Genomic DNA, 12,464 nt, shown 5'->3' with positions numbered 1-12,464 from the left:
CGGCATGAGTCGGCAGCTGGCGTCCGCGGCGATCCTGGTCGCGGCGAGCGTCGCGGTGGCCGGTTGTGTCCCGGGCCTGGGCGCAGACCCGCGGTTCGCCACGAATTCCGGTGCCCGCCCCCAGGGCGCGGCCACGACGAAGCCGCCGCCGGCCGGTCCGCCGCCGATCGCCGCGCCCAAGAACGACCTGTCCTGGCACGACTGCACGTCTCAGCTTTTCAATGACGCGGCGCTGCGGCCCCCGGCCGGAATCCAACTCGACTGCGCGAACTACGACGCCGACCTCGACCCCGTCAACGGCGGGTCCGGAACGGTGACCATCGGCGTGGTCCGCGCTCGGTCGAGCCAGACCCCGAAGGACGCCGGGCCCCTCGTCTTCACCACCGGCTCCGACCTGGCGTCCTCGGCGCAGCTGCCGGTCTGGCTCTCGCAGGCGGGCGGCGACGTGCTGCAGACCCACCCGATCGTCGCGGTGGACCGTCGCGGCATCGGCATGTCGAACCCCATCGACTGCCGGGATCACTTCGCCCGCACGGCGATGCGCGATCAGGCGCAATTCCAGACCGGCGACGACCCGGTGGCCAACCTGTCCGACATCGCCAACACCGCGACCACCAATTGCACCGACGCCATCGCGCCCGGCGACAACGCTTACGACAACGCACACGCCGCGTCGGACATCGAGCGGCTGCGCAGCCTGTGGGACGTGCCCGCCGTCGCGTTGGTCGGCATCGGCAATGGTGCCCAGGTGGCGCTGGCCTACGCCGCATCGCGGCCCGACAAGGTCGCGCGATTGATCCTCGACTCGCCAATTGCCTTGGGCGTCAACGCCGAAGCGGCGGCCGAGCAACAGGTCAAGGGCCAGCAGGCCGCGCTCGACGCGTTCGCCGCGCAGTGCATTGCGGTGAACTGCGCGCTCGGCGCCGATCCCAAGGGCGCCGTCAGCGCGCTGCTGGCCGACGCCCGCGCGGGCAAGGGGCCCGGCGGCGCGTCGGTGGCGCAGGTCGCCAACGCCGTCACCGTCGCGTTGGGCTTCCCGTCCGGCGGCCGCGTCGGCGCCACCACCAGCCTGGCCAACGCGTTGTCCGCGGCGCGTTCCGGCGACGCCAATCAGCTGAACAGCTTGATCAACCACGCCGATGCCACGCAGGACTCCGACGGCCAGTTCGTCAACTCCTGCAGCGATGCGATCAACCGCCCGACCCCGGACCGGGTTCGCGAACTGGTCGTCGCGTGGGGCAAGCTCTATCCGCAGTTCGGCACGGTCGCCGCGCTCAATTTGGTCAAATGCGTGCACTGGCCCACCGGTTCGCCGCCCGCGCCGCCGAAGAAGCTCAAGGTCGACGTCCTGCTCTCCGGTGTGCAGAACGACCCGATCGTGGGCAGCGAAGGGGTCGCCGCGACCGCCGCCACGATCATCAACGCCAACGCGGCCAGCAAGCGGGTGATGTGGCAGGGCATCGGCCACGGCGCCAGCATCTACTCGCCGTGCGCGGTGCCGCCGCTGATCGGCTATCTCAACAGCGGCAAGCTGCCGGGGACCGACACCTACTGCCCCGCCTGATACTTGGTCCCCTCCCCCCGGTGTACGGTGCGCTGGTGACCGCGCTCTCCGACGCCTTCCGACCCCGCACCGGCGCACCGAGTACGGCGACGATATTGCGGTCGGCGCTGTGGCCGGTGGCCATCCTGTCGGTACTGCACCGCAGCATCGTGGTCACCACCAACGGCAACATCACCGACGATTTCAAGCCGGTCTACCGCGCGGTGCTGAACTTCCGGCGCGGCTGGGACATCTACAACGAACACTTCGACTACGTCGACCCGCACTACCTGTATCCCCCGGGCGGCACGCTGCTGATGGCGCCGTTCGGATACCTGCCGTTCGCGCCGTCGCGCTACCTGTTCATCCTGATCAACACCATCGCGATCCTGATCGCCTGGTACCTGCTGTTGCGGCTGTTCAAGTTCACGCTGTCCTCGGTGGCCGCCCCCGCGCTGCTGCTGGCCATGTTCTGCACCGAGACCGTGACCAACACGCTGGTGTTCACCAACATCAACGGCTGCGTGTTGCTGGCCGAGATGCTGTTCCTGCGCTGGCTGCTGGACGGCAGGGTGAGCCGACAATGGTGGGCCGGGTTGGCGATCGGCCTGACGCTGACGCTCAAACCCGTGCTGGGCCCGCTGCTATTGCTCCCGCTGCTGAACCGGCAGTGGCGGACGCTGGTGCCGGCGTTCGCGGTTCCCGTCGTCATCAACCTGGCCGCCTGGCCTTTGGTGAGCGACCCGATGGACTTCGTCACCCGCACGGTGCCGTACATCATGGGCACCCGCGACTACTTCAACAGCTCGATCGAGGGCAACGGCGTGTACTTCGGGCTGCCCACCTGGCTGATCGTGTTCCTGCGAATCCTGTTCACGCTGATCGCGATTGGCGCCATGTGGCTGCTGTACCGCTACTACCGCACCCGCGACCCGCTGTTCTGGTTCACCACGTCGACGGGCGTGCTGCTGCTGTGGTCGTTCCTGGTGCTGTCGCTGGCCCAGGGCTACTACTCGATGATGCTGTTCCCGTTCCTGATGACGGTCGTGCTGCGCAACTCGGTGATCCGCAACTGGCCGGCGTGGCTGGGGATCTACGGCTTCATGACGCTGGACCGCTGGCTGCTGTTCAACTGGATGAGATACGGCCGCGCCCTGGAATACCTGAAGATCACCTACGGCTGGTCGCTGCTGCTGATCGTGACGTTTACGGTCCTGTATTTCCGGTATCTGGACGCCAAGGCCGAGGACCGCCTCGACGACGGGATCGATCCCGCGTGGCTGACGCCCAAGCCCATCCGAGCTAGCGTGGATGCATGACTAGCCCGAAGTTGCACCTGACCGACGACGAGTGGCGACAGAAGCTCACGCCCGAGGAGTTTCAGGTGCTCCGTCGCGCCGGCACCGAGCGGCCGTTCACCGGCGAGTACACCGACACCAAAACCGAAGGCGTCTACCAGTGCCGGGCGTGTGGGGCCGAATTGTTCCGCAGCACAGAGAAATTCGAGTCGCATTGCGGCTGGCCGTCGTTCTTCGACCCCGCCAACTCCGACGCGGTGATACTGCGTCCCGACCATTCGATGGGCACGACGCGCACCGAGGTGCTGTGCGCCAACTGCCACAGCCACTTAGGCCACGTGTTCGCCGGCGAGGGTTACCCCACGCCCACGGATCAGCGGTACTGCATCAACTCGATCTCGCTGCGCCTGGTGCCTGCGGGGAACTAACGCGGGAGGACCTGCGTCAGTCTGCGCGGGTGGCGTGGCATTCCCAGAACGGCGCGTGCACCCGGCCGTTGACCAGCCACGGCTCCGTCGCGTGAAACCACTCCAGCATGGGCTGCACCTGGTCGGCCATGTCGGGGTTGCGCGCGATCATCATCTCAATTGTCTGGACGCTCATGTTGACCAAATAGGTGGTCGGGCCCAGGTAGGTGATCTCCCACCCGGCGTCGGGAAACACCCCACGAAAGTCGTCCTCGGACAAGGACCGCATCATCTTGAAGCCGTTGACGTTGTGCTCGCCGAACTCGAACATGTACAGCCGCGCCCCGGGCCTGGTCGCCCTGTGCAGCGCCCGCGCATACGACTTCTTCATCTCGGGCTCGGTGCTGAAGACGTGGTAGAAGGCGCAGTCGACGACGGTGTCGAACCGGCCGTCGAGCCCCTCCAGCTTGGTGGCGTCGGCCACCTCGAAATTCACTGATACCCCGGCCTTTTGGGCGTTTTCCCGCGCGCGCTCGATGGCGCCCGCCGACCCGTCGATGCCGGTCGCCGAGTAGCCCGCCGACGCGTAGTAGATCGCGTGGTGGCCCGGTCCGGTGCCCGGGTCGAGCACCTCGCCCTTGATCGCGCCCAGCGCGACCAACCGCTGGACGACGGGCTGCGGGCCGCCGATGTCCCAGGGCGTGGCGGCCGGCAACCCGTGCGACATCCGCTCGTCGCGGTACATCTCCTCGAAGCGGGTGGGGTCCGTCGGATCGGGTTGGGTCATGGCAGCGCGTTCACCAGTTGCTCGACGGGCACCCGCGGACCGGTGAAAAACGGTGTCTCCGCACGGGTATGACGTCGCGCGTCGGTGGCGCGCAGCTCGCGCATCAGGTCGACGATGCGATCCAGCTCGGGCGCCTCGAAGGCCAGGATCCATTCGTAGTCGCCGAGCGCGAACGCCGGCACCGTGTTGGCCCGGACGTCCTTGTACTCGCGGGCGGCCATGCCGTGCTCGGCGAGCATCCGGCGGCGCTCCTCGTCGGGCAGCAGGTACCACTCGTAGGACCGCACGAACGGATACACGCAGATGTAGGCGCCGGGCTCCTCGCCGGCCAGGAAGGCCGGGATGTGGCTCTTGTTGAACTCGGCGGGCCGGTGCAACGCCACGCTGCTCCACACCGGCGAGCACGCGCGCCCCAGGGTGGTGGTGCGCCGGAAGTCGGCGTAGGTCGCCTGGAGCGCTTCGACGCGTTCGGCGTGCGTCCAGATCATGAAGTCGGCGTCGGCCCGCAGGCCCGACACGTCGTAGAGGCCGCGGACCACGACGCCGCGCTCTTCCTGCAGCTTGAAAAACGTCGACGCGTCATCGATCACGGCGTCGCGCTGCTCGCCGAGTTCGCCGGGACGCACCGAGAACACCGAGAACATCAGGTAGCGAAGCTGCGAATTCAGCTCGTCGTAGTCAAGCTTGGCCATGAAACCTATCGTGCCACTTCCGCATCCGCGGCCTCGACGGCCCTGATGATGCGCTCGGCAGCGCGGCCCGCCGCCCCGATGCACGCCGGCACGCCGATCCCGTCGAGGTAGCCGCCGGCCACGGCGAGCGTCGGCGGCAGCCCGGCGCGCACCTCGGCGACCACGTCGGCGTGGCCCGGGCCGTACTGCGGCATCGCGTCGATCCAGCGTCGCACCAGCGCATCGACCGGCTCGACGTCCAGGCCGAACACCACTGCCAGGTCGCTGACCGCCCAGGACAGCAGCTGCTCGTCGGAGGCGCTGGACGCGAGGTTGTCGCCGTAGCGACCGAACGACAGCCGCAGGAACTGCGTGTCGCCCGCGATCCCCCACTTGCGTGACGACAGCGTGAGCGCCTTGGCGTGCAGGCGCTCACCACTCGCGACCAGCACGCCGGAGCACTCGGGAAGCGGCGTGCTGCCCGGCACCGCCAGCGCCACCACCGCCGACGACGCGCTGCCGATCCGACTCGCGGCGGCGCCGCTGCGCGGGGCGGTCTCGGCCAGCAGGCGCGCCGCCCGCGGCGCCGGAACCGCGACGATCACCCCGTCGGCGTGCCAGGAGGCGCCGCTGTCGTCGAGCAGCGACCAGCCGCGCCCGGCCCGTTCGAGCCGGTCCACCGCGGCTCGGACCCACCGCGGCCGGGCGCGCTCGACGAGCTCGTCGATCAGCACCCGATAGCCGCCGTCGAGCGCGCCGAACACCGGTGCGTCGCTGGCCGGCGGCAACCCCTGGGCGACCGCGTCGGTCAGGCTGGCGGCACCGCGGTCCAGCGCCGCCGCCACGGTGGGCGCGGCCGCCCGCAGCCCGATCGTCGCCGCCGAGCCCGCGTACACCCCGCCCAGCAACGGGTCCACCGACCGGGCCACCGTCTGTTCGCCGAATCGGTCGCCGACCAACTCGGCCACCGCGGGGTCGCCGCCGGGCCGCCAACCGAGGGGGCGGCCTGGTTCGGCGTCGATGCGCGCGACGGTCGCGTCGTCGACCAATCCGGCCAGCGAGGACCCCGACGACGGAATCCCGGCGACCGTGGCCGCCGGCAGGGGGTGCAGCTCGTGGGCGCTGTAGATCAAGGGACGGGCGCCGGAGGTGGTCAGCTGGCGCCCCGACAGGCCCAGTTCGGCCAGCAGCGCCGGCATCTCGGGCCGGCGCCGCACGAACGCCTCGGCGCCGGTGTCCATCGGCCGTCCGGCCACCAGCTCGGTGCGCAGCACCCCGCCCAGGTTCTCGCCCGGATCGAACAGCGTGATCGCCGCGTCGTCACCAGCCGCCGCGCGCAGCCGGTAGGCCGCGGTCAACCCCGAAATCCCGCCGCCCACAACACAATACGAGCGCGTCATAGCGAGTGGACCAGCGCCACCAGCTCAGTCAGCACGCCGGGGTCGGTCTCCGGCAGCACCCCGTGGCCGAGATTGAACACGTGGCCCGCGGCGCCCGCGTCGATGGCGCGGCGCCCGTCGTCGACGACGGCCCGTGCGGCGCGTTCGGTCACCGGCCAGCCGGCCAGCAGCACCACCGGATCGAGGTTGCCCTGCAGCGCGGTGCCGGGTTCGACGCGGGTGGCGGCGTCGGCGAGCGCGGTGCGCCAGTCCACCCCGACGACGCTCGCCCCGGCCGCCGACATCGCGCCCAGCAACTCGGCCGTCCCGACCCCGAAGTGCGTCATCGGCACGCCGCATTCGGACAGGGTGGCGAACACCCGACAGCTGTGCGGCAGCACGTATTGGCGGTAGTCGGCCAGCGACAGGGTGCCCGCCCACGAGTCGAACACCTGGATGGCGTCCACCCCGGCACCGATCTGGCCGCGCAGGAAGGCGATGGTGAGATCGGTCAGCTTCGACATCAACGCGTGCCAGCTCGCCGGTTCGGCCAGCATCATCGCCTTGGTGCGGGGATGGTTGCGGCTCGGCCCACCCTCGACCAGATAGGACGCCAGCGTGAACGGCGCGCCGGCGAAGCCGATCAGCGGAACGTCGCCCAGCGCGTCAACCAGTAGCGAAACGGCCTCACACACCGGCTGAATCGCTTGTGGGTCAAGGGGATTCATGGCGTCGATGTCGGCGTCGGTGCGCACCGGCTGCGCGATCACCGGGCCGACGTCGGTGACGATGTCCAGATCGACACCCGAGGCGCGCAGCGGCACCACGATGTCGGAGAACAGGATCGCCGCGTCGACGCCGTAGCGGCGTATCGGCTGCAGGGTGATCTCGCAGGCCACCTCGGGCTCGAAGCAGGCCGCCAGCATGCTGTGTCGCTCCCGCAGCGCCCGGTACTCGGGCAGCGAGCGGCCGGCCTGCCGCATGAACCACACCGGCACCCGGTTGGGCTTGCGCCCGGTGACGGCGGCCAGATACGGCGACTCGGGAAGCTCGCGACGAGCGCGCGCGGGGTTGTCGGGGTCCTTCATTGGCCTCAATGCTGCCACGAGGCCCGCCATTCGCTTGCGTAACATCAACCCGATGCCAGTCAACTACGGGGACTTCCCCAGCCTTCGGTGCGAAACCGGCGAGAACGGCGTCCTGACGCTGGTTCTCGACGCGCCCGGGCTGAATTCGGTCGGCCCGCAGATGCACCGCGACCTCGCCGACATCTGGCCGGTGATCGACCGCGACCCCGAGGTGCGCGTCGTGCTGGTCCGCGGCGAAGGCAAGGCGTTCTCGTCGGGCGGCAGCTTCGACCTGATCGAGGAAACCATGGGCGAATTCGAGGGCCGGATCCGCATCATGCGGGAGGCCCGCGATCTGGTGCTCAACATGGTCAACTTCGACAAGCCGGTGGTCTCGGCGATCCGCGGCCCGGCCGTCGGCGCCGGCCTGGTGGTGGCGCTGCTCGCCGACATCTCGGTGGCGGGCCGGACCGCGAAAATCATCGACGGCCACACCAAACTCGGGGTGGCGGCCGGCGACCACGCCGCGATCTGCTGGCCGCTGCTGGTCGGCATGGCCAAGGCCAAGTACTACCTGCTCACCTGCGAGACCCTGCTCGGCGAGGAGGCCGAACGCATCGGCCTGGTCTCCACCTGCGTCGACGACGACGACGTCCTGCCGACCGCGACCCGCCTCGCCGAGAACCTGGCGCAGGGCGCCCAACACGCGATTCGCTGGACCAAACGCAGCCTCAACCACTGGTACCGCATGTTCGGTCCGACCTTCGAAACCTCCCTTGGCCTGGAATTTCTCAGTTTCGGCGGCCCCGACGTGCGGGAGGGCCTCGCCGCGCATCGCGAGAAGCGTCCGGCTCGATATCCCAGCGGAACCGGCGGCTGAGCAGGCGCAATGCGGGCTGGTAACGGGTTGGTCGCGACGCGCGCGGGAATCGGCGCGCCTGTTTCGGCGTGTCCTGGGGTAGGTCTACCGTCAAACGCTGTGACCTCTGCTGAACCGGCCCCATTCCGCGAGGCGGTGGCGGCGATGAACGCCGTGACCGCGCGGGCGGAGATCGAGCTGGGCCCCATTCGGCCGCCGCAGCGCCTGGCCCCCTACAGCTACGCGCTGGGGGCCGAGGTCAAGCATCCCGACGTCGAGGTTGTTCCCGAGCGCTCCGAGGGCGACGCCTTCGGCCGGCTGATCCTGTTGTACGACCCGGACGGCGCCGACGCCTGGGACGGCACCATCCGCCTGGTCGCCTACATCCAGGCCGACCTGGACCCCAGCGAGGCCGTCGATCCCCTGCTGCCGGAGGTGGCGTGGAGCTGGCTGGTCGATGCGCTGGAATCCCACACCGACAACGTCACCGCCCTCGGCGGTACCGTCACCGCCACCACGTCGGTTCGTTATGGCGACATCTCCGGACCGCCCCGCGCCCACCAGCTGGAGCTGCGGGCATCCTGGACGGCGACCGACCCGGGGGTCGGAGTCCACGTCGAGGCGTTCTGCGACGTGCTGGAGCACGCCGCGGGCCTACCACCGACCGGAGTCACCGACCTGGGCTCCCGGTCACGCGCCTGACATGGGCGAACCCGCGGCCGATGCGCCCGGCGGCACCGAACCCAGCCCCACGCCGCTCCTGCACCCCACCGACGGAATTCCCGACCTGTCCGTCACCGTCGCCGAGATCAAGGCGGCCGCGCGACGCCTGGAGGCGGGCTGCGGCCCGTTCGCGGTCGACGCCGAGCGCGCGTCGGGTTTCCGCTACTCCAACCGGGCCTACCTGATTCAGGTCCGGCGGGCCGGGGCCGGCACCGTGCTCATCGACCCGGTCAGCCACGGCGCGGACCCGGTGACCGCGCTGCGCCCAGTCGCCGAGGTGCTGGCGACCGACGAGTGGATCCTGCACGCCGCCGATCAGGATCTGCCGTGCCTGGCCGAGGTCGGGATGCGGCCGCCGGCGCTGTACGACACCGAGCTGGCCGGCCGGCTGGCCGGGTTCGAGCGGGTGAACCTGGCGACCATGGCCCAGCGGTTGCTGGGCCTGGGGCTGGCCAAGGGCCACGGCGCGGCCGACTGGTCCAAGCGACCGCTGCCCGCCGAATGGCTCAACTACGCCGCACTCGACGTGGAACTGCTCATCGAACTACGCGCGTCGATCGCCGACGTCCTGGCCGAACAAGGCAAAACCGATTGGGCCGCACAGGAATTCGACTACCTGCGCAGCGAAGGCCTCAGAGAGTCGCCGGCGTCGCGGCGCGACCGCTGGCGGCGCACGTCGGGGATCCATCGGGTGCGTGACCCGCGCGGCCTGGCCGCGGTTCGCGAACTGTGGACCACCCGCGACCGCATCGCGGCGCGCCGCGACATCGCGCCCCGGCGCATCCTGCCGGACTCGGCCATCATCGACGCGGCGCTGGCCGATCCGAAGACGGTCGACGACCTGGTGGCCCTGCCCGTGTTCGGTGGGCGCAACCAGCGCCGCAGCGCCGCGACGTGGCTTGCGGCGCTGCAGGCGGCCCGGGAAAGCCGGAATCCCGCCGACGACGTCGAGCCGCCCAACGGGCCACCGCCGCCGGCGCGCTGGAGCCGACGCAAACCCGAAGCCGCCGCGCGCCTGGAGGCGGCCCGGGCGGCGCTGTCGGAGGTCTCCGAGCGCGTCAAGGTTCCCACCGAGAACCTGGTCTCGCCCGACCTGGTGCGACGGCTGTGCTGGGACTGGCAGGACATCCAGCAGGGAGCGGCCGACCCGCTCGACGCCGTCGACGGATTCCTGTGCGCCGGCCACGCCCGGACCTGGCAGCGAGAGCTCGTGGACCCAGCGCTGGCGCAGGCGCTGCGGGCGCCGGCGGACACTGGCGACGCCGGCGCTTAGTCGAGGTGCTCGCGGATCTCGGCTTCGGTCAGCGGACTGCCCAGGGCGGCAACCCAACCGGTGATGCGGCGGGCCACATCCTGGTCGGTCAGCCCGAGGTCGGCCAGCACCTCGCCCCGCGAGGCGTGCTCGTAGAACTCCTGCGGCAACCCGACGTCGCGGCACGGGACGTCGATGTCCGCCCGCCGCAGCGCGGCCGAAACCGCCGAACCCACGCCGCCATTGACGCCGTTGTCCTCACACGTCACGACCAGCTTGTGCTGCGCCGCCAGGTCGAGGACACCCTCGGACACGGGCAGCACCCAACGCGGGTCGATCACCGTCACGCCGATCCCCTGGTTGTGCAGCCGCTTGGCCACCTCCAGCGCCATCGGCACGAACGCGCCGACTGCCACCAACAACACGTCGTGGTTCGACCCGGCCGCCGGCACCGCGAGCACGTCGATGCCCGATCGGCGCTCTAGCGCCGGAATGTCTTCGCCCACATCGCCTTTGGGGAATCGGATCGCCGTGGGCCCGTCGTCGACATCGAGCGCCTCACCGAGTTCCTCACGCAGCCGGGTGGCGTCGCGGGGCGCGGCCACCCGCATGCCGGGAACGATGCCGAGCATCGACAAATCCCACATGCCGTTGTGGCTGGGGCCGTCCGAACCGGTGATCCCGGCCCGGTCGAGCACCATGGTCACCGGCAGCCGGTGCAGCGCCACGTCCATCATGATCTGGTCGAACGCCCGGTTGAGGAACGTCGAATAAATGGCGACCACCGGGTGCATGCCGCCCATCGCGAGCCCGGCCGCCGACGTCATCGCGTGCTGCTCGGCGATGCCGACGTCGAACAACCGATCCGGGAAGCGTTGCCCGAACGCCGTCAGCCCGGTGGGGCCGGGCATCGCCGCCGTGATCGCCACGATGTCGCGCCGCAGCTTGGCGTACTCGATCAGCGCGTCGGCGAAGACCTTCGTCCAGCCCGGGCCGGCGATCTTGGTGACCTGCCCGGTGGCCGGGTCGATCGGGACGGTCGAGTGCATCTGCTCGGCCTCGTCGGCTTCGGCCGGGGCGTAGCCCATGCCCTTGCGGGTCACGACGTGCACGATCACCGGGCCCCCGAAGCCGCGGGCATGGCGCAGCGCCGCCTCCACCGCGCGCTCGTCGTGACCGTCGACCGGGCCGACGTACTTCAGGCCGAGGTCGGTGAACAGCAGCTGCGGCGACAGCGAGTCCTTGATGCCGGCCTTGACGCTGTGCATGAAGCGGTAGGCGATCTTGCCGAAGAGCGGCATCGAGCGCACCACGTCGCGGCCCTTTTCCAGCATCTGTTCGTACGCCGGCTGCAGCCGCAGCGAGGCCAGGTGGTCGGCGACACCGCCGATGGTGGGCGCGTAGCTGCGGCCGTTGTCGTTGACCACGATGATCACCGGACGCCGGGTCGCGGCGATGTTGTTCAGCGCCTCCCAGCACATCCCGCCGGTGAGGGCGCCGTCGCCGACCACCGCGACGACGTGCCGGTTGCGGTGCCCGGTCAGCTCGAATGCCTTGGCCAGGCCGTCGGCATACGACAACGCGGCGCTGGCGTGGCTGGACTCCACCCAGTCGTGTTCGCTCTCGGCGCGCGACGGATACCCCGACAGCCCGCCCTTCTTGCGCAGGGTTTCGAAGTCGTGGCAACGCCCGGTGAGCATCTTGTGGACGTAGGCCTGGTGGCCGGTGTCGAAGATGATCGGGTCGTGCGGCGAATCGAATACCCGGTGCAGCGCGAGGGTCAGCTCGACGACGCCCAGGTTCGGCCCCAAGTGCCCCCCGGTGGCAGCGACCTTGTGGATCAGGAACTCGCGAATCTCGCCGGCCAGATCGCGGAGCTGCTGTTGGGAAAGGTGCTGCAGATCAGCAGGCCCGCGGATCTGTTCCAGCATCCCGTTAGTCTACGCAGCGGCCGCGGGATCACTAGTTCTCGCCGCGGCGCCCCGACGTATTGTCTGCACTATGCGTGCCGCGGAACTCGCCGAGGACTTCCCGGTCGTCACCGTCGACTCCGGCGCGCTGGACGCCGCCCGCCTGCTCGCCGAGCACCGCCTGCCCGGAATCGTCGTCACCGACGCCGCGGGAAAACCGTTCGCGGTGCTGCCGGCGTCCCAGGTGGTGCGGTTCATCGTGCCCCGCTACGTGCAGGACGACCCGTCGCTGGCCGGCGTGCTCAACGAATCGATGGCCGACCGCGCCGCGGACAAGTTGGGCGGCAAGAAGGTGCGCGACGTCCTACCGGACCACCTGACCGACGTGCCGTTCGCGGATGCGGACGACACGATCATCGAAGTCGCCGCGGTGATGGCGCGGTTGCGCAGTCCGCTGATCGCGGTGGTCAAAGACGGTACGTTGTTCGGCGTGATCACCGCATCGCGCCTGCTGGCCGCGGCGCTCAGACACTGACACCCCCAAAGCCTTGAGCACACAGGACAATCG

At 70.0% G+C, this 12,464-nt stretch carries 12 protein-coding genes; 7 read left to right on the top strand and 5 right to left on the bottom strand.

Annotated elements, in window-relative coordinates; translation table 11 throughout:
* Nucleotides 1-4: 4 nt before the first annotated feature.
* From A5745_RS09320 to msrB, 3 genes are read left to right on the top strand one after another with little or no spacing between them, the layout of a single operon-like run.
* A complete protein-coding gene (locus tag A5745_RS09320) occupies nt 5-1,564 on the top strand; it encodes an alpha/beta fold hydrolase (RefSeq protein ID WP_076115830.1) in 1,560 nt (519 codons plus the stop codon).
* 20 nt (nt 1,565-1,584) lie between these two features.
* Entirely contained in the window at nt 1,585-2,862 is a 1,278-nt protein-coding gene (gene aftC, locus A5745_RS09315; RefSeq protein WP_076063795.1) for an arabinofuranan 3-O-arabinosyltransferase, read from the top strand.
* Nucleotides 2,859-3,269 carry a peptide-methionine (R)-S-oxide reductase MsrB gene (msrB, locus tag A5745_RS09310; RefSeq protein ID WP_076115829.1) on the top strand — a complete coding sequence of 137 codons (411 nt, stop codon included), beginning with the start codon at nt 2,859-2,861 and terminating at the stop codon, nt 3,267-3,269. Before aftC ends, msrB begins: the two co-directional genes overlap by 4 nt.
* Nucleotides 3,270-3,285: 16 nt before the next feature.
* Here the strand turns inward: msrB and A5745_RS09305 are convergent, their stop codons facing one another.
* Genes A5745_RS09305 through hemE form a run of 4 tightly spaced genes read right to left on the bottom strand, consistent with a single transcriptional unit; the run spans nt 3,286 to nt 7,173 of the window.
* Nucleotides 3,286-4,035: a class I SAM-dependent methyltransferase gene (locus A5745_RS09305; RefSeq protein WP_076115828.1), complete on the bottom strand. Its 750-nt coding sequence runs from the start codon at nt 4,033-4,035 to the stop codon at nt 3,286-3,288.
* Nucleotides 4,032-4,727, bottom strand: a complete 696-nt coding sequence (gene hemQ / locus A5745_RS09300; protein ID WP_076115827.1) for a hydrogen peroxide-dependent heme synthase — start codon at nt 4,725-4,727, stop codon at nt 4,032-4,034. Before hemQ ends, A5745_RS09305 begins: the two co-directional genes overlap by 4 nt.
* A 5-nt stretch (nt 4,728-4,732) precedes the next feature.
* A complete protein-coding gene (locus A5745_RS09295; RefSeq protein ID WP_076115826.1) occupies nt 4,733-6,106 on the bottom strand; it encodes a protoporphyrinogen oxidase in 1,374 nt (457 codons plus the stop codon).
* The gene (gene hemE, locus A5745_RS09290; protein WP_076115825.1) at nt 6,103-7,173 is read right to left on the bottom strand and encodes a uroporphyrinogen decarboxylase; all 1,071 of its coding nucleotides are present in this window, start codon (nt 7,171-7,173) and stop codon (nt 6,103-6,105) included. The genes A5745_RS09295 and hemE overlap by 4 nt, the downstream gene beginning before the upstream one ends.
* A 52-nt stretch (nt 7,174-7,225) precedes the next feature.
* On the opposite strand from hemE, the gene A5745_RS09285 reads away from it, so the two are divergent.
* The 3 genes from A5745_RS09285 (at nt 7,226) to A5745_RS09275 (ending at nt 10,007) form a co-directional block, all read left to right on the top strand.
* A complete protein-coding gene (locus tag A5745_RS09285) occupies nt 7,226-8,032 on the top strand; it encodes an enoyl-CoA hydratase/isomerase family protein (protein WP_076115824.1) in 807 nt (268 codons plus the stop codon).
* A 144-nt stretch (nt 8,033-8,176) separates the two neighbouring features.
* Complete coding sequence (locus tag A5745_RS09280) at nt 8,177-8,713, top strand: DUF3000 domain-containing protein (protein ID WP_233147926.1); 537 nt, start codon at nt 8,177-8,179, stop codon at nt 8,711-8,713.
* A gap of 1 nt (nt 8,714) precedes the next feature.
* The gene (locus A5745_RS09275; protein ID WP_076115823.1) at nt 8,715-10,007 is read left to right on the top strand and encodes a ribonuclease D; all 1,293 of its coding nucleotides are present in this window, start codon (nt 8,715-8,717) and stop codon (nt 10,005-10,007) included.
* Here A5745_RS09275 and dxs read toward each other — a convergent pair.
* A complete protein-coding gene (gene dxs / locus A5745_RS09270; RefSeq protein WP_076115822.1) occupies nt 10,004-11,917 on the bottom strand; it encodes a 1-deoxy-D-xylulose-5-phosphate synthase in 1,914 nt (637 codons plus the stop codon). The two genes, A5745_RS09275 and dxs, sit on opposite strands and share 4 nt — an antisense overlap.
* Before the next feature lie 70 nt (nt 11,918-11,987).
* On the opposite strand from dxs, the gene A5745_RS09265 reads away from it, so the two are divergent.
* Nucleotides 11,988-12,431 (top strand): CBS domain-containing protein, encoded by a 444-nt coding sequence (locus A5745_RS09265; protein ID WP_076063777.1) that lies wholly within the window; start codon nt 11,988-11,990, stop codon nt 12,429-12,431.
* The last annotated feature ends 33 nt before the right edge of the window (nt 12,432-12,464 follow it).

It is taken from the genome of Mycobacterium sp. IS-2888, from assembly GCF_001954215.1.
Taxonomy (GTDB): Bacteria; Actinomycetota; Actinomycetes; order Mycobacteriales; family Mycobacteriaceae; genus Mycobacterium.
This window is presented reverse-complemented; position numbering and strand designations above follow the sequence as displayed.